The sequence below is a fragment of the Sorangium aterium genome (assembly GCF_028368935.1).
Classification (GTDB): domain Bacteria; phylum Myxococcota_A; class Polyangia; order Polyangiales; family Polyangiaceae; genus Sorangium; species Sorangium atrum.
The window spans coordinates 3,316,131-3,333,042 of the sequence record NZ_JAQNDK010000001.1 but is presented as its reverse complement, the minus strand read 5'-3'; the positions used below and the strand labels follow the sequence as shown (position 1 = coordinate 3,333,042).

General features: G+C 71.1%; 13 protein-coding genes. 5 read left to right on the top strand and 8 right to left on the bottom strand.

All coding sequences use genetic code 11. The annotated features are described in order from the left end of the window. Nucleotides 1-31 precede the first annotated feature (31 nt). Complete coding sequence (locus POL72_RS12290) at nt 32-847, top strand: Uma2 family endonuclease (protein WP_272095338.1); 816 nt, start codon at nt 32-34, stop codon at nt 845-847. A gap of 46 nt (nt 848-893) precedes the next feature. On the opposite strand, the gene POL72_RS12285 is transcribed toward POL72_RS12290, so the two are convergent. The 6 genes from POL72_RS12285 to POL72_RS12260 all read right to left on the bottom strand — a co-directional run bounded on the left by POL72_RS12285 (nt 894) and on the right by POL72_RS12260 (nt 8,075). Next, nucleotides 894-2,177, bottom strand: coding sequence for an RNA polymerase sigma factor (locus POL72_RS12285; RefSeq protein WP_272095337.1), 1,284 nt, complete (start codon nt 2,175-2,177; stop codon nt 894-896). A 74-nt stretch (nt 2,178-2,251) separates the two neighbouring features. Continuing rightward, nucleotides 2,252-2,677, bottom strand: coding sequence for a YciI family protein (locus tag POL72_RS12280; protein WP_272095336.1), 426 nt, complete (start codon nt 2,675-2,677; stop codon nt 2,252-2,254). A gap of 197 nt (nt 2,678-2,874) precedes the next feature. Next, entirely contained in the window at nt 2,875-3,729 is an 855-nt protein-coding gene (locus tag POL72_RS12275) for a preprotein translocase subunit TatA (protein ID WP_272095335.1), read from the bottom strand. Nucleotides 3,730-3,884: 155 nt separating this feature from the next. After that, nucleotides 3,885-5,510 (bottom strand): serine/threonine-protein kinase, encoded by a 1,626-nt coding sequence (locus POL72_RS12270; RefSeq protein WP_272095334.1) that lies wholly within the window; start codon nt 5,508-5,510, stop codon nt 3,885-3,887. A gap of 143 nt (nt 5,511-5,653) precedes the next feature. Continuing rightward, nucleotides 5,654-6,328, bottom strand: coding sequence for a VTT domain-containing protein (locus POL72_RS12265; RefSeq protein WP_272095333.1), 675 nt, complete (start codon nt 6,326-6,328; stop codon nt 5,654-5,656). A gap of 220 nt (nt 6,329-6,548) precedes the next feature. Beyond that, nucleotides 6,549-8,075 carry a cryptochrome/DNA photolyase family protein gene (locus tag POL72_RS12260; RefSeq protein WP_272095332.1) on the bottom strand — a complete coding sequence of 509 codons (1,527 nt, stop codon included), beginning with the start codon at nt 8,073-8,075 and terminating at the stop codon, nt 6,549-6,551. A 416-nt stretch (nt 8,076-8,491) separates the two neighbouring features. Here POL72_RS12260 and POL72_RS12255 point away from each other — a divergent pair, with 416 nt between their 5' ends. From POL72_RS12255 to POL72_RS12245, 3 genes are all read left to right on the top strand, one after another. Further along, nucleotides 8,492-9,691 (top strand): hypothetical protein, encoded by a 1,200-nt coding sequence (locus tag POL72_RS12255; protein ID WP_272095331.1) that lies wholly within the window; start codon nt 8,492-8,494, stop codon nt 9,689-9,691. Next, on the top strand, nt 9,688-10,446 hold the full coding sequence (locus tag POL72_RS12250; protein ID WP_272095330.1) for a ferritin-like domain-containing protein: 759 nt from the start codon (nt 9,688-9,690) through the stop codon (nt 10,444-10,446). Before POL72_RS12255 ends, POL72_RS12250 begins: the two co-directional genes overlap by 4 nt. A gap of 165 nt (nt 10,447-10,611) precedes the next feature. Continuing rightward, on the top strand, nt 10,612-12,750 hold the full coding sequence (locus POL72_RS12245; protein WP_272095329.1) for a S9 family peptidase: 2,139 nt from the start codon (nt 10,612-10,614) through the stop codon (nt 12,748-12,750). Nucleotides 12,751-12,873: 123 nt separating this feature from the next. Here the strand turns inward: POL72_RS12245 and POL72_RS12240 are convergent, their stop codons facing one another. Both POL72_RS12240 and POL72_RS12235 read right to left on the bottom strand, forming a co-directional pair. Further along, nucleotides 12,874-13,341: a response regulator gene (locus POL72_RS12240; protein WP_272095328.1), complete on the bottom strand. Its 468-nt coding sequence runs from the start codon at nt 13,339-13,341 to the stop codon at nt 12,874-12,876. Nucleotides 13,342-13,510: 169 nt separating this feature from the next. Beyond that, nucleotides 13,511-14,293 carry a TerC family protein gene (locus tag POL72_RS12235; RefSeq protein ID WP_272095327.1) on the bottom strand — a complete coding sequence of 261 codons (783 nt, stop codon included), beginning with the start codon at nt 14,291-14,293 and terminating at the stop codon, nt 13,511-13,513. A gap of 446 nt (nt 14,294-14,739) precedes the next feature. Here POL72_RS12235 and POL72_RS12230 point away from each other — a divergent pair, with 446 nt between their 5' ends. After that, nucleotides 14,740-16,899, top strand: coding sequence for a PilZ domain-containing protein (locus POL72_RS12230; RefSeq protein WP_272095326.1), 2,160 nt, complete (start codon nt 14,740-14,742; stop codon nt 16,897-16,899). Nucleotides 16,900-16,912 lie beyond the last annotated feature (13 nt).

Genomic DNA, 16,912 nt, shown 5'->3' with positions numbered 1-16,912 from the left:
GGGGGCGCGGCGACGTGCTAGGATCGTGGGCATGACTGCACGCACGAACGGCCTGCCGACCCGTCCGCCCCGGAACACGGGGCCGATCGAGCTGCGCGATTTCGGCCCCACCGGCCGCCGTCTGGGCACGCCCGACGACTGTTACGACGGCAGCCCGTGGGAGCTGCACCGCGGGGAGCTGATCGAGCAGATGGGGAGCAAGGACATCCATGGCATCGTGATGGCGCTCCTCGCCGCCCTCTTCCGCACGCACGCGCGCGAGGGCTTCACGGTGATGACCGACGTGTACTGCGATCTCAGCGACCCGGGGGGGCCGTCGCTCCGGGCGCCGGACGTGGTGGTGGTGGGCGATCTCTCGTCGCCGCGGAACGACGCCTACCGCGGCACGCCGCTGCTGGCCGTGGAGATCCGGGGCACGCAGTCGAGGCGCTACCTCGAGGAGAAGGTGAAGCTCTACCTGGAGCACGAGTGGCCGTGGGTGTGGATCGCGCACGCGGAGCGGCGGGAGCTCGAGGTCGTGCGGCCGGGGACGGCGTCGATCACCTACCGTCCGGGCGCGGAGGTGCCCCTCCTGCCGGAGCTGGGCAAGCACGGCCTCGGCGCCGTGCCGGTCGCGGCGCTGTTCGAGGAGCGCGACGCGGCGCGGTTCACGGACGAGTGGGTCGAGGCGCGCACCCAGGCGCGCGCGATCCTCGCGGTGCTCTCGGCGCGGGGGCTCGCGGTGCCGGAGGCGGTGCAGGCGCGGGTGCTCGCGTGCGACGAGCCTGCGGCGCTGGAGCGATGGCTGGCCAGCGCGGCGACGGCGGCGAGCGGGGCGGTGTTCGCGGCGGCCGTGGATCGAGGGTGAGCCGACGGCTGTCCGCGGCTCGGTAGGGGCGCCGCCCCCGCCGTGATCACCGCGACGGCGGCGCCGAGCCGCCCGCGCACGCGGCGGCGCGCGCGAGGAGCAGGTCGCGCTCGCGCGTGTTGCGCGTGAGCGACGCCGCGCGCTCGAGCTCCACGCGGGCCTCGTCGAGGCGGCCGAGCTTCGCGAGGAGGTCGCCGCGCACGCTCGGCAAGAGGTGGTAGCCCTCGAGGGAGCGCTCCGAGGTGAGCGCGTCGACGACGGCGAGGCCCGCCGCCGGGCCGAACGCCATCGAGAGGGCGACGGCGCGGTTCAGCTCGACGACGGGCGACGGCGTGACCTGGGCGAGCGCCGCATAGAGCGCCGCGATGCGCGCCCAGTCCGTCTCCGCCGCGGCGCGCGCGCGCGCGTGGCAGGCGGCGATCGCGGCCTGGAGCGCGTAGGGACCGCGCGCGCCGCCGAGCGCCTCGGCGCGCTCGAGCGCCGCGAGGCCGCGGCGGATCAGCAGGTGATCCCAGCGCGCGCGGTTCTGATCCAGGAGCAGGATAGGCTCTCCCGACGGGCCGACCCGCGCCCTGGAGCGCGACGCCTGGATCTCCAGGAGCGCGACGAGGCCGTGGACCTCCGGCTCCTTCGGCACGAGCTCGGCCACGATGCGGCCGAGGCGGAGCGCGTCCTCGCAGAGGGCAGGCCGCATCCAGTCGCCGCCGGCCGTCGCGGAGTAGCCCTCGTTGAAGACCAGGTAGATGACCTGGAGCACCGACGAGAGGCGGGGCGCGAGCTCGGCCCCGCGGGGGACCTCGAAGGGGACGCGCGCCTCGGCGAGGGTCCGCTTGGCGCGGACGATCCGCTGGGCGACGGTCGGCTCCGGGACGAGGAACGCGCGCGCGATCTCCTCGGTCGTCAGGCCTCCGAGAAGGCGGAGCGTGAGCGCGACCTGCGCCTCGGTCGAGAGGACCGGATGGCAGGCCGTGAAGACGAGGCGCAGGAGGTCGTCGCCGACGTCATCGTCGAGCGCGGCGTCCAGATCCGGCGCGGCCAGCGCGTGCTGGGCCTCGATCTCGTGGCCGAGCTCCTCGTGCTTGCGCTCGAGCCGCTTGCTCCGGCGGAGCTCGTCGATCGCGCGGCGCTTCGCGGTGGCCATGAGCCACGCGCCCGGCTTGTCCGGGACGCCCGACTCCGGCCACCGCTCCAGCGCGGCGACGAGCGCGTCCTGCGCGAGCTCCTCGGCGAGGCCGACGTCGCGCACCATCCGCGCGAGGCCGGCGATGAGCCTGGCCGACTCGATGCGGAAGACCGCGTGGATGGTGCGATGCACATCGGGGGCCGTCACGGCGCCCGATCAGAACACCTTCCGCCGCCGGCGCAAGCCCTCCGCCGCCTGCGCGCGCCCCGAGGCGCGCGGGGCTACTTCTTCTCCGCCGTCTGCGCGCGCAGGCGCTCCTCCTGCTCCCTGAGCTCGGGCGTGAGCGCAGGGCCGAAGTCGTCCGCCGTGAACACCTGGCGAATCTCGATCTCGGAGTCCTCGTACATCGGGTTGGGACAGCGCTTCACCCACTCGATCGCCTCTTCCTTCGACTTCACGTCCCAGATCCAGAAGCCCGCGATCAGCTCCTTCGTCTCGGTGAAGGGCCCGTCGACGACGGTCCTCTTCTCGCCCGAGAACCGGATGCGCGCGCCCTTCGTGCTCGGGTGGAGCCCCTCGCCCGCGACCATCACGCCGGCCTTGACGAGCTCTTCGTTGAACTTCCCCATCTCGGTGAGGAGCTGCTCGCTCGGCATGACACCCGCTTCGCTGTCCTTGGTGGCCTTGATCAGGATCATGAATCGCATGGTCGTGTCTCCTTGCTTCCGTGGTGGAGCTGGGCTCCGGAGGGTCTCTTGCCCGGGGCGAGCCGTGGCTTCATCGTCACGACGAACGGCGGTGCGCGGGATCGACACGCCGGGCGATCTTTTTTTGAGATGCTATCAAGTATGCGTAATTCCTGTTGATTATGGAATTGGCCCGCCGGCGGCGCCGGTCCGGGCCCTCAGAAGCGGCTGCGCAGCAGCGCGCCGCCGCCGCCCGGCAGGATCGCGGGCGCGAGGGCGACCGAGCTGCGCTCCTGCGGCGCCGTCAGGAGCAGCACAAGGCCAGCGCCGATCCCGGCGAGGCCGACGGCGCCGAGCACGGTGCTCGCGGTGGTGAGCGTCTGGCCCCGCGAGCTGAGGGACATGCCGTCGTCGCTGCACCGCGAGGGATCTGGGCATTCCTTCTCGAGGTCGCCCTTCGTGCCGAGCGCGAGCCCGCCCGTGATGAGGCTCCCGCCCACGGCCGCGGCGCCGACGCCGCCGATGACGAAACCGAGGGTGCGCCTGAAGCTCGAGGGAGGGGGCAACGGGGGAGGGGAAATGGCGGGCGAGCCCGGGGAGATCGCGGGGGCCTGCGGCGCGTCGGGTACGGGGACCGGAGGCGGCGCGGCGGCCGGCGGCGGCTCGAGGCGCACGACGTTGCGCGCACCCTCCGCGAGGGTCACGGGCGCGTCGGTCTGCCGGCCGCCGGGCCATCGCGCGACGACGCCATGGTTCCCGGGGTCGAGCGGGAGCTCGTTGCCGACGCTGGCTTGCGGCAGCGGCGCTTGATCGAGGAGCAGCTCCGTCGGCGCCGGTGCGCCCTGCGCGAGCTCGATGACCAGCTTGGGCAGGCGCGGCTCCAGCTCCCTGATGCGTTGCTCGGTGATGGGCAGACGGGGATCGCCCGGTGTCAGCTGCGTGAGCAGCTCCTTGAAGTGCTGCCATGCGCTCGCCACGCGCCCGAGGTCCGCTTCACACTGGGCCAGGTTGAACAGCGTACCGCGCGACGGATAGGTCGCCTGGCTCCGGCGGAAGAGCGGAATCGCGCGCACGCAGTCTCGCGCTTCCACCGCTGCGCGGCCCTGCTCGAAGAGCTCCTGTGCCTGGGCCTTCGGATCATTGGGCTGCGCGGAAGCCGGGGGGCTCATCGCGCAGAGGACGGCGCATAGCGCGGCGCAGCGCAGCGCGCGAGTGCCCCTTGTTCGTCTCAGTCCCATTTGTTCCAAGGATCCTCGCGCTTGTTCTGCGTCCTGACCTGTGAAGACGACGGCGGTCTGGCCGTGCTCACGGTGTTCGCGCTCGCCTTCACGGGCGGTTTCGCCGCTGTCGAAGATGCCGCTGCCTTCGCGCCGACGTCCGGGGAGGCGCTCGCGACCGGCGCTGCGCCGGCCTCTAGCGCAGCGCTCGCGGTCTCCATCACGGCGACGGTGGGGGTCGCCGTCACAGCGCCGGCCGCGCCGGGGACGCCGGCCGCGCCGGGGACGCCGGCCGCGTCGGGGGTGCGGGTCGCGCCCGGGGATACAGGTCCGCTCTCGGGCGCAGCGCCCGATGAGGCCACCGGCGAGTCGCTGTCAGGGGACACGCTCGCCGTCTGCCGCCACGCAAGGAAGAACCCGGTCATCAGGACGAGCGCGGCGGCGGCGCCCGCCAGCAGCGCCACGCGGCTGCGCGGCCCCCGGGTCCGCGTCGTGTTGCCCCAGGAAGCGTGCGGCAGCGTCGCGTGCGCTGCTCCCGCCACCTCGCTCCCGGGCGATGACGGCATGTCCGGGCGAACCGGCATGGGCGCCGTCGCGGCCTCGGCCGCTCCGGGCGCTCCACGCCACGCGGGTGAGGACGTGCCGAGCGCGCCGGGGGCCGCGGGGGGAGCGCCCACCGGCGGGTACCCGGCGCGGGATGCACGCTCCGGCAGGATCCGGTCGATGCTCTCGAACGAGAGCCGCCCGCGCTGCGTCCCGAATGGCGCGAGCACGCGGCCGATCTCGGCGACGCTCTGGACGCGGGCGCCCGGGTCCTTCACAAGGCACCTGCTCACGAGCTCCCCGACGGCGGGCGGCAGGTCCGGCCGCAGGGCGAGGACGGAGGTGGGCGTGTCCATGATGATGGCCGCCGTGACCGCGGTGATGCTGTCGCCCTCGAACGGGTGCCGCCCGGTGAGCATGCGATACAGGATCACGCCGAGTGCCCAGATGTCCGTGCGGACATCTGCGTATTTGAGGCTGCGAATCTGCTCCGGCGACATGTAATGGATGGAGCCCATGATGAGGCCCGTCGCGGTCAGGCTCGCCTCCTTGACGGAGTCGCCCGTGGCGACGAACTTCGACAGGCCGAAGTCGAGGACCTTGAGGAGGGGAGTCCCGTCGGGGCGGCGGGTGAGGAAGAGGTTCTTCGGCTTGAGATCGCGGTGGATGATGCCGCGCGCGTGGGCCTCGGCGATCGCCTCGCAGGCCTGGAGCAGGTAGTCGGCGGCGTCGGCGAGCGGGAGGTGGCCGCGGGTCTGGAGCACGTGGCCGAGATCGTCGCCGGTCAGGTACTCCAGCACCATGTAGGCGGCGCCGGTGCTCAGCGCGCCCATGTCGAGGACACGCGCGATGTGCTGTCCGTCGAGGGCCGCGGCGGCGCGGGCCTCGCGGAGGAAGCGGGCGCGGGCGTCGGGGAGCGCGGCGGCCTCGGGAAGGAGGAACTTGACGGCGACGCGGCGCTCCAGGACGACGTCCCAGGCCGCCAGGACCACGCCCATGCCCCCCGCGCCGAGGACGCGCTCGATGCGGTACTTGCCCGCGAGGACGTCGCCGGGAACCGGGACGCCGGTGGGGACGGCGGGCAGCTGCGCCATGGTGGGACGAGAGCGTAGCGGGGAGGTGGTGCGGAGTACAAGAGGCGGGCAGCCTCCTGGGGCTCTCGGGAGCGCACGGCCCGGGAGGGCTCGCGCGATGACGTGCTCGACGCGATCCGCTCGCGACGTCCGTCGGACTACGCTTACGGTTCGGCCCCGATCCGCGCGGCGTCCTTCTTCTGCTGGAGCCTGTGCTTGATCGCCCCGAAGAGGACCGGCGCCACGGAGACGAAGATGATCAGGTAGACGACCCGCTCGATCTGCTTGGCGTCGAAGACCTTTCCAAGGAAGTAGCCGAGGAAGGTCATCGAGAAGACCCAGAGCACGCCGCCCACCACGTTGAACATCGCGAAGCGCCGGTACTGCATCTGCCCCACGCCCGCCACGACGGGCGCGAACGTCCGGGCGAACGGCATGAAGCGCGCGAGGATGATCGTCTTGCCGCCGTGCTTCTCGTAGAACTTCTGCGTCGCGATCAGGTGATCCTTGCGGAACAGGAGCGACTGCTCGCGCGTGAAGATCTTCGGGCCGGCGCGCCGCCCGATCGTGAAGCCCACCGCATCGCCGATGATCGCCATCGCCATCAGCGTGACGTTCATCAGGAGCAGGTTCTGGAAGTTCGGTAGACCGAGCGGGTTGATGAGCCCCGCGTTGACCAGCACCCCGGCGGTGACGAGCAGCGAGTCCCCGGGAAGGAAGAACCCGATGAGCAACCCCGTCTCGGCAAAGATGATGATCATCAGGACGGGGTAGCCGCCCCACTGGAGCAGCGACTCGAGCTCCCTCAGCCTGCTGAAAAATTCACGGAGGAGTTCCACGGCCGCTCGATAGCTCACCTCGGCGGCCGCGTCGAACCCCGCGTGCGCCCTGGCCGCCAGCGCGCCGCCAGCGTCCGGCGTAGGAGCCGCCGGTGGCGAGGTGCCCCGCGCTGCTCACGGCCTGCCGGGCTGCTCCCGGGGTGAGCTCCCCGGCTCCACCTCCCCGAGCGCCGAGGGCGAGCCCCCCGCGTTCCGCCCGCGCCGTCCGTGGCCGCGCGCGCTATCGCGCATAGCGCGCCAGGTACTCCTTGAGGTGCAGCTTCCGGGCCGTGTTCTCTGACGACATGTAACGTATCGTGCCAAAGATCTCCCGCTCTGGACCCCAGGCCCGATCGTAGCGGCCGAGCACCCAGAAGATGCCGGAGGTCGAGTTCGGGTCGCGGCCGTCGAGCGCATAGCGGTCGTTGAGCTCGATCATGATCTCGAGCGCCTCGCGCGGCGTCCGCGACCATTCCAGGATCTTCTTGCCCCACAGCATCCGCAAATAATTGTGGATTCGCCCCTCGCGGAGGAGCTCGACCTGCGACGCGTTCCAGATCCTGTCGTAGGTCGCCCCCGCCGCGAGCGCCTCGAGCGGGTAGACGCGCGGGCGCCTGTCGCGCGCGTGCTTCTCGAGCGTCGCGAGCGCCCAGTCCGGGAGAGACGCGTAATCGGTCGGATCGCGCTTCCACGAGGGGCGCGGCCCGTCTCCCTCGCTCGCCCCGAGCGCGAAGGCGTTGAAGCCGAGCTCCCGCCAGGTGACGAGCTGCTCGAGGAACGCCTCGGCAGAGGCGCTCATCCCCCAGAACCCCTCGCGGCTGCCGCTCGGCCGCTTCACGCCGTCCCCGGGGAGGCCGAGCCGTTCGACGCGGAAGGCCTCGCGCCGGGCAACGGCGGCGAAGACCTCGTGCGCCGCGAGGTGGCCGAAGTGCAGGTACGGCGACAGGCCGCTCGTCGCGCCGGCGTCGGGGTGATCGCGCTCTTCCAGGTAGCGCGGCAGCCGCTCCGAGACGAAGCGCGCGAGCGCCTTGCCAGCCGCCTCCGGGCCGCCCCGGCAGGGCGCCGGCGGGACGGTGTGATCGATGGGGAGCGCGGAGAGCGCCGCAGGGTCGCCCCCGAGGAGCGCCTGTGAGGCCGCCGGCCACCTGCGCGCGATCGCGCGGGGGAGGGGAGCCGCAGGTCGGAGCTTCGCCCGCTTCAGCGGATCGGCCGCCGGCTGCGCGCCGAGGTGCTCGCCGATCACCCGCTGCCAGAAGATGCGGAACGAGCGCGCGGTCGTGAACACCCGATCGGCCGCGCGCATCGGCAAGAGGCCGTTCGAGTCCACCTGCTCGAGGCGGACCGGCGCCTGCCGTGCGGCCGAGGCGACCATCCGCGGGAGAAAAAAGCAGGGGTAGTCGTCCGTCACCACCACGCACGCCCGCGCCGCGAGCGCGCCGAGCAGGCCCTTGCCGGCCCCCTCGGCCGGCTCGACGTAGGGGTGGTGCGCGACGCCGGCCGCCGCGAGGCGGCGCGCGTTGTCGGCCATGCCGTCGATCACGAAGCGATGGATCCTGTCGCTCGCCCAGCGGTAGCCGCACCGGAGCGCCTCGAGCACGACGAGCGGTCGATCGAGCGCCATGGACCAAGCGATCGCGCGCTCCAGACCGAAATTGTACCGTGTCCGGCGACTCGCGATCATCCAGTAAAGGACGTAGTCGCCGCCCTCGCGGACAGGCATCGCGTTGCGGGTGCGGAGCCGGAGCTCGGGGACGCTGCTGGAGATCACGACACCTCCTCCACGACCGGCCCGCCAGCGCGCCGCGGCGGCCCCGGCGCTCTGCTCTCTCTTCAGGACGAGCGGTGCTCTAGAGCGACAAACGGGTTGAAATTGCCTGAAAAGCGCGGAATTTCGAACCGCCAAGACACCAAGAGCGCCAAGAAGAGAATCTTATCTTGGCGTCCTTGGCGTCCTTGGCGGTTTATTTCTCGCTTGATCAACGTGACCGCTCTTCTAGCACAGCGCGGACGCGGGCGCGCACATGCGTCTGGCGGATTCATGCGGGAAAGGCCGGCGCGCGGACCCGGCCTCTCGGGATAAACCCACGCTTGCGCCCTCGTGAAGGCGGCTTCAGGTATCGCCGCAGCGGCCGTTCATCGGCGCACCAGCACGGCGCACGAGCGCGACGCGCGAGGAGGGGCAACATGGCTCTTGATCTCCTGAGAGAGCGGGGGACACCGCTCGACCGCCAGTCGTTCAACTGGCGTGATCTCGTCCAGGTGCCGTTCAGCAAGCTCGACGACGACGCGTTCACCCGCGTGCGCGTCATCCTGATGAACGGCATCGAGCTCGAGAGCGTGCGGTTCCTGCACAGCTTCGCGCGCATGAACCGGGATCTGCGGCGCGTGCTCGCCCAGGTGCGGCGCGTCGATCACCACCAGGCCACGCTGGTGAACTGGCTCAACCCGCCGGATCAGTCGCCGCTGGAGACCACCATCGGATACGAGCAGGTCGCGATCGAGATCACCGCGCACGTGGCGCTCGCCGAGCCTGACCCGTACCTCGCGCAGGTCTATCGCTTCGGCATGCTCGAGGACTACGATCACCTGTATCGCTACTCGGCGCTCCTGGACCGCCTGGAAGGCAAGGACGCGAACAACATCCTGCAGTCGTACACCGACGTGACGGCGGGGCGTCCGACCGCGGTGGAGCACCGCGCCCCCGAGGACGACGTGCGCGCGCCGTACGACCGGCGGACCGCGAGCGGGATCACGAAGCTCAACGCGCTCACCATCATGTCGGCCGAGCAGCAGACGCACAACTACTACGTCAACGTCGGGCCGTTCTTCACGGACCCGGTGGCGCGGCTGCTCTACGCCGAGATCGCCTCGATCGAGGAGCAGCACGTCACGCAGTACGAGGCGATCATCGACCCCGAGGAGACCTGGCTGGAGAAGTGGGTCCTCCATGAGGCCACCGAGGTCTACAACTACTGGAGCTGCCTCCAGCAGGAGCAGAACGCCCGCGTGAAGCGGATCTGGGAGCGGTTCCTCGACTACGAGCTCGGGCAGCTCCACGTGGCCATCGACCACCTCAACCGGATCGAGGGGCGCGACGCGGCCGAGATCCTCCCCGCCTCGCTCCCGGACCCGATCTCCCACGAGAGCCACCGCCAGTTCGTGCGCGACGTGCTGTCCAGAGAGGTGCATCTCCGCGCCGTCGGCGAGGACATCGTCGATCCGAGGGTCGTCCCGGAGAGCGCCGCGACGATCGCCTACCGGCAGCAGATGAACTCCGCCGGCTCCCCCTCCGAGATCGTGGCCGCGGGCTACCGGTTCACGCCGGGCACCGAGCTCTCGCGGCGCGCCGAGAAGATCGACGGACAGAAGGAGGCGACGCCATGAAACAGATCAAGATGGGGACCAACACCACGGGCATCGCGACCTCTCCCATCGACAGCAAGGAGCTCATCGAGTTTGCGCAGGTGATCCCGCCGAGCTCCCCCGGGAGCGAGGCCGACGCCGCGGCGGTCAGGAGCGAGTACGCGAGGGAGTCGGGCACGGTCGGGAGCGTGCCGCCGCCGGCGAGCGTCAAGGGGGTCGTCAAGGCAGCCGGAGAGCTCATCCACGGCAGGCCCCCCGCGCTCCTCATCGACAAGCTCGGCGAGCGCCTCCAGTTCGAGCGCTCGGGCACGCGCCTCTACGAGGCGATGATCGCCAAGCACGACGCGGAGGGGAGCTTCGAGGGAGGCCCGACGCGCGCTGACCTCGAGGCGATCCGCGACGAGGAGCTCCTGCACTTCGCGCTGGTGAAGCGCGCGATCGAGCGGCTCGGGGCCGATCCGACCGCGATGACGCCCGGCGCCGACGTCATCGGCCTGGCGTCGACCGGCGTCCTCGCGGTCGCCGTCGAGCCGAGGATCAACCTCGGGCAGAGCCTGCAGGCGCTGCTCGTCGCCGAGCTCACGGACAACGACGGCTGGCGGATGCTCATCGACCTGGCGATCGCCTACGGCCAGGAAGAGATGGCCGCCGAGTTCCGCGTGGCCGAGCAGCACGAGGCGCTCCACCTCGAGCGCGTGCGAGCGTGGCTGTCGAGCAAGCTCGCGCTCGACACGCGCGGCGCGCCCACCAGCACGACCCCGCAGCAAGCCGCCTGACACGGACCTGGCACGCCCCCGGATCAGGCGATCCGGGCTGGGCGGATCGCGGGCGCCTCCGGCGCGGCGCCGTAGACCGGCCTCCGGGATCTCGGTTATGACGCTCGGCGCGCGGGCCCGGCGCATGCGGGGTGCCGCCAGCGGCTCCGCGCCCCGGGTGAACCCATGGACTTGCCCCAGAAGCTCCGATCCCTGTTCCTGCTGCCCTTGGTCGCGCCGCTTGCCTGCGGCGGCGCTCCGGCGTCCGCGCCGCCGCCCCCCCGACAGGCCGCAGCGCCGGCCCCGGCTGCGCCCGCAGCCCCGGCGTCCGCGGCCCCGGCGGCAGCGGCCCCGGCCGCGCCGACGAAGGCCGGGCCGCGCGCCGACGCGACGCTCATGCCCCGGCGCATGCTCTTCGGCAACCCGGATCGCATGTCCCCCCAGATCAGCCCGGACGGCCAGCGGCTCGGGTTCCTCGCCCCCTCCGACGGCGTGCTCAACGTGTGGGTCGGCCCGGCCCAGGCGCCCGCGTCGGCCAAGCCTGTCACGAAGGAGCAGAGCCGCGGGGTGCGCACCTTCCTGTTCCCTTACGCGAAGGACTACGTCCTCTATCGCCAGGACAAGGCCGGCGACGAGAACTGGCACATCTACGCCGTCGAGCTCAAGACCGGGCAGATCAAGGATCTCACCCCCTTCGACGGCATCTCCGCGATGTTCGAGGGGATGAGCCCCAAGATCCCGAACGAGATCCTGATCGGCATGAACGATCGGGACAAGAAGGTCCACGACCTCTACCGCGTCGACGTGCGCACCGGCGAGCGCAAGCTCGTGCGGCAGAACGACGGGTTCGTGGGGTTCGTCACCGACCATGACTTCAAGGTGCGGCTCGCGTCGAGGATGACGCGCGACGGAGGCCAGGAGTACCTCGACCTCACGGGCAAGGAGCCGAAGCCCTTCGTCGCGTTCGGGCCCGAGGACGCCGTGACGAGCGAGGCGATCGGCTTCGACGCGGCCGACAAGACGCTCTATTTCCGCGACAGCCGCGGCCGCGACACCTCCGCGCTCGTCACCCTCGATCTGCGGAAGGCGAAGCCCGCGGTGCTCGCCGAGGACGCGAAGGCCGATGTCAGCGACGTGATCGTCCACCCGAAGACGGGCAAGGTCCAGGCGGCGGCCTCCGAGCGCGAGCGCAAGCGCTGGCAGGTGCTCGACAAGAGCATCCAGCCGGATCTCGACGCCCTCCGCGCGGTCGCCGACGGCGAGCTCGACGTGCTGAGCCGGTCGCTCGACGACAAGCGCTGGACCGTCGGATACACGGTCTCGGACGGCCCGGTCCGATACTACCTCTACGATCGTGACGCGAAGAAGGCGACGTTCCTTTTCACGAACCGCGCCGCGCTCGAGTCGCAGCCGCTCGTGAAGCTGCGGCCCGTGGTCATCAAGGCGCGCGACGGCCTCGAGCTCGTGAGCTACCTGTCGCTGCCGCGCGGCGCCGACCCCGACGGCGACGGCAAGCCCGACAGGCCGCTCTCGATGGTGCTCCTCGTCCACGGCGGCCCCTGGGCGCGCAGCTCCTTCCGCCTCGATCCGATGCACCAGTGGCTCGCGAACCGCGGCTACGCCGTGCTGAGCGTCAACTTCCGGGGCTCGACGGGCCTCGGGAAGAAGTTCGTCAACGCGGGCGACCTCGAGTGGGCGGGCAAGATGCACAACGACCTGCTCGACGCGGTGGACTGGTCCGTCGCGCAGGGCATCGCCGACAGGGCTCGCGTGGCGATCATGGGCGGCAGCTACGGCGGCTACGCGACGCTCGTCGGCCTGACCTTCACGCCGGAGACCTTCGCCTGCGGCGTCGACATCGTCGGCCCGTCGAACCTCGTGACCCTGCTCCAGTCCATCCCGCCCTACTGGGCGCCGATGCTCGAGCTCTTCGCGAAGCGGGTCGGCGACCCCCGCACGGAGGACGGCCGCGATCTCCTGCGCACGCGCTCGCCGCTCTACCGCGCCGACCAGATCAAGCGGCCCCTCCTCATCGGCCAGGGCGCCAACGATCCGCGCGTGAAGCAGGCCGAGAGCGATCAGATCGTCAAGGCGATGACGAGCAAGGGGATCCCGGTCACGTACGTGCTGTACCCCGACGAGGGACACGGCTTCGCCCGCCCGGAGAACTCCATGTCGTTCAACGCGATCGCGGAGACGTTCCTCGCGCAGTGCCTCGACGGCTCCTACGAGCCGGTCGGCGGCGACTTCAAGGGGTCGAGCGTCACCGTCCCCGTGGGCGCCGAGGCCGTCCACGGGCTCTCCGCGGCGCTCCCCCGGCCCTGAGCGCCCCGCGCGACCACGGCGCGCAGGCGCGCCGACGCGGCGGCCCCTGAGCGGGGCGCCGCGCCGGCCTCGTGCGCAGGCGCGCCCGTACCACGGCGCGCCAGCGCTGACGCGCCGACGCCGCTACGTCCGCTGCGTCGACGCGGTCCGCGAGCGCCGCCGCGCCTCTGGCGCGCTCACCGGGGGCGCGCTCGTGAGGTCGTCGAGCGTCTCCAGCAGCTGCTCCAGGTCGAACGGCTTGTTGATGATCCTCGTCGCGTCCGGGTGGTTCGGATCGATGCAGAAGCCGGGATCGCTGAGCGCGGTCACGAGCACGACGGGCGCCGCTCTCCCCTCGGCCGCGAGCGTCTCGATGAGGCGCGGCCCGTCCAGGAACGGCATCACGCAGTCGATGACGATGGCGTCGGGCGGCGCCTGGGAGCGCAGCCGCTCCAGGGCCTCGAGGGGGTCGGTGTACCCCTCGACCTCATACCCTTCGGCCAGCAGCACCTCCGCCAGCGTCTCGACGATCGCGTCGTCGTCGTCGACGACGACGATGCGCCGCCGCTTTCCCCGCTCTGAGTCTCCTTGGTCGTCTCGCTCGTCGCTCACACTCACCTCGGTGGAGAACCCCGGTGTCACTTCTGGGACCGGCCGCTCTCGCCGTCTACCCTCGGAGACCACCTCTGTGCGAATTGTTTACAGGCTCTCCCGGTGCTCGCTCCAAGAGCCCCGGTCTCCGCCGCCTCTCCGGCTCTTCCGCGGAGATCCCCGCGTGGCCTCAGCTCCCCGGAGGAGCCTGCTCGTGCGCCGGCGAGAGGTCTGGAGAGCTCCCCATCTTCGTGCGCCGCTGGCGCGCCCGGAGGTGCATGTTGATGAGCTCGACGCCGAGCGAGAAGGCCATCGCGAAGTAGATATACCCCTTGCTGATGTGCTGGCCCATGCCGTCGGCCACCAGCACCACGCCGATGAGGAGCAGGAAGCTCAGCGCGAGGATCTTCATGCTCGGGTGGCGCTGGATGAACGCGCCGATGCTCCCGGCGAAGACGAGCATCACGCCCACCGCGATGAACATGGCCACCATCATGATCGAGATGTGCTGCGCCATGCCGACGGCGGTGATGACCGAGTCGAGCGAAAAGACGATGTCGAGCAGCACGATCTGCGTGATGACGGAGACGAACGACCCCTTCGCCTTCGGCTGCTCTTCCTTGGGATCGTCGACCTCGAGTTTGTCGAACATCTCGTGGGTCGCCTTGCCAATCAAGAACACGCCGCCGCCGAGCAGGATCAGATCACGCCCGCTGAAGTCCTGTCCGAGCAGGCTGAACAGGGTGGCCTTGAGTCCCATCACCCACGAGATCGCGAGCAGGAGGAGCAGCCGCATCCCGAGGGCGAGCAGGAGGCCGATGCGGCGGGCGAGCGGCTGTTGCTCCGGCGGCAGCTTCGCCGTCATGATGGAGAGGAAGACGATGTTGTCGATCCCAAGCACGATCTCCAGCGCGCTGAGGGTCGCCAGCGTGATCCAGCCGTCGGCGTGCAGAAAGGCGCTCAAGTCGGGCATCGGGGTGGCGCTTTGTAGCACGGACAGCCGTGGCCGCCTGCCACGTCCAGACCATCGCCCCGCTCTCCCGTGGATCCATCGCGATCTTGCTCCCGTGTTCAGGGCGCGGGGCGACCGCGATTACGACGGACGGGTGAACGCAAAGGTACGTGGCGACGTGGCGACGTGGCGACGTGGCGCCGTCGATGACGTTGACGACGGCGACGTCGATGCTCGTCGGCGCGCGCGGCACGGGCGGCGCTTGACGCGGGATGTTGACATCCGGTACAGAGGATATGGAAGTACGCGCAAGTGGATCTGCCTCCTTCCCGGCTTCCAGGTGAGCTCCTGCGGGGTGTTGGCGAGCTCGCCGAACGGCGTCGTGCTTCCTCGCCACGTCGGCGGAGCAGCATCGTTGCCTGTTCCTCATCTGGAGCGCGTGGCCTCACGGTAGAGGGGGCGACCGCGTGACCGTGATTCCGAAGGTCGGCTTCGGGCAGGACGCGCGCTGGACCGCCGGCGGCAGCGCGGATGGGGCGCCGCTGGATCGGGTGCTCCTCGGGGGCGATCCGGCGATCGGGGTGCCGGAGGCGTGCTGGCTGGACGGCGGCGCGGTCCGGCTGCGCATCGAGGGGCGGGATCCGAGCTACCCGGTCGTCCTGCTCGGCTCGATGGGCGCCTGGATCGAGCCCGACTATCGGACCTCGTTCCCTTTCGGCAGCGCCGTCCGGGTGCGCCTGTACGCCCGCGACGTCGAGATCGGTCCGCTCTCCGCCGTGCTGGTGCTCCAGTCGATGGGCCTGCGGGGGCCGCTCATCGGGCTGTCGTTCCAGGACGCGACCCCCTCGCGCGCGGCGGGGCAGATCCACGACGTGCTGCGCGCCCTCGTCGATGAGGGCGTGGCCAAGGCGGCCGCGGCGAGCCTGTTCAGGCCCACGGCCACGGACGCGGGGCAAGTGCGCGAGATCATCGACGACCCCAGGAGGGTGCGCAACATCCTCGGCTTCCTGCTGCGGAGGAAGGGCGTCGTCCGCCGCTCCGCCGAGAGCGCGCCGCCCCTCTGCGTGATGCTCGGCGAGGTGGGGGCCGGGACGGTCACGTGGTTCGGCATCAAGGGCTGGAGCGAGGACGCCGCGGTCGAGATCGCCGGGCAGAACTCCGTCTTTCGCTTCAACGTCCGCGCCGACGAGGTGCGCCCGGGCGAGCTCGTCTCCGCGCTGCCGGCGCGCGTGGAGCGCCTCCGCAAGAGCCTGCAGCAGCGGGGCGTCGAGGCCGACCTCACCGCGCGCTTCCTGCACCCCCAGTGGCTTCACCTCCCGCCGATCGAGGCCGAGGTGGTCGACGTGTCCTTCGCGGGCCTGCGGATGGCGCTGACGAGGGGGCACCCGCCGCTGCTCCCCAGGCTCAAGCTCTCGCTGGAGCTCCCCGACGGCGACGACGGGGTCGTCCACCTGCGGGGCGAGGTGCGGTCGGTGTCGGCCGTGGAGGGCGCGGACACCCAGCTCTGCAGCGTGCACGTGACCGCCGCGCGGCGCGAGGACGAGCGGCGCTGGCTCAGGCTCGTTTCCCGCATCCTGCACGCGACGACCTACGGGGGGACCGCGTGGCAGGCGGAGCTCTGGGATCTCTTCGACTCGTCCGGCTATTTCAACCTCTCCGGGCGGCGGCCAGAGCACTTCGAGGCCATCAAGCCGAGCTTCCTGACCATGGCGCAGAAGGCCGCGGCGGTGCCGCACCTCCTGTACAACGTGGCGTGTCTGTCCGAGCACGGGATCGAGGGCAATTTCTCGATCATGAAGCCATACCACAGCACGTGGATGATTCATCAGCTCGCGAAGCGGCCAAAGTCCGCGTCGAACCTGAGCTCACGGCAGGTGCTCCGCGACATGTTCACTCGCTGCTTCGAGCACGCGATGGCCGATCCGGAGTGCCGCTGGATCATCGCCTACGCGGAGGCGCACGTCGCGTGGAACGAGCGATCGCTGTTCGAGTTCGCCCGCGCGCGCCAGGAGACGGGCCACGTGCTGTCGCTGCCTTTCCGCCTGATGGGGGTGGACGCGCGCGCCGCGCCGCGCGCTCCGCACGTGGCGGGCGGGCAGCACGTGGCCGGCGGGCCGATCGAGATCGGCGAGCCGACCCCCGGGGAGCAGGCGGCGCTGCTCGGCCTCGTGTGCGCGACGTCGCCGCGCATGTACGCGGAGGCGCTCGATCTCGTGCCAGGCAGGCTCGGGATGGGGCCCTGCGTCGAGCGCTGGCGCAGCGCGGGCCTGGAGCGGGAGCGCGCGCTCTTCGTGGCGCGCCAGCACGGCGAGCCGCTGGCGGTCGCGGTCCTCGAGCTCGGCGAGCTCGGCACGAACCTCTTCCGCCTCCTCGACTCGGTGCGCATCTTCCCGATGCACCCCGGCGGAGACGCCGCGCTGGGCCCGCTGCTCGACGCGGCGTGCGGCTGGTTCCGCGCCCATGACAGGAAGTCGTTCATCTACTTCGGTGAGCGCGGCAAGCTGACGTACGAGGGGCCTGCCAGCTTGCTCGACCTCGGCGAAGGACGGCTGTGGATCGTCGCCAGGGAGGTCGTCCCGGAGTTCGTGGAGCACGTCTACCGGCTCACGGAGCCGAAGCTGCGATAACGGCCTGGATCGG

Bases quoted from the DNA above. Each gene is read 5' to 3' on its own strand.
- POL72_RS12280 (WP_272095336.1), bottom strand. From the start codon at position 2,677: ATGCGATTCATGATCCTGATCAAGGCCACCAAGGACAGCGAAGCGGGT.
- POL72_RS12250 (WP_272095330.1), top strand. From the start codon at position 9,688: ATGAAACAGATCAAGATGGGGACCAACACCACGGGCATCGCGACCTCT.
- POL72_RS12245 (WP_272095329.1), top strand. From the start codon at position 10,612: ATGGACTTGCCCCAGAAGCTCCGATCCCTGTTCCTGCTGCCCTTGGTC.
- POL72_RS12290 (WP_272095338.1), top strand. From the start codon at position 32: ATGACTGCACGCACGAACGGCCTGCCGACCCGTCCGCCCCGGAACACG.
- POL72_RS12255 (WP_272095331.1), top strand. From the start codon at position 8,492: ATGGCTCTTGATCTCCTGAGAGAGCGGGGGACACCGCTCGACCGCCAG.
- POL72_RS12235 (WP_272095327.1), bottom strand. From the start codon at position 14,293: ATGCCCGACTTGAGCGCCTTTCTGCACGCCGACGGCTGGATCACGCTG.
- POL72_RS12270 (WP_272095334.1), bottom strand. From the start codon at position 5,510: ATGGCGCAGCTGCCCGCCGTCCCCACCGGCGTCCCGGTTCCCGGCGAC.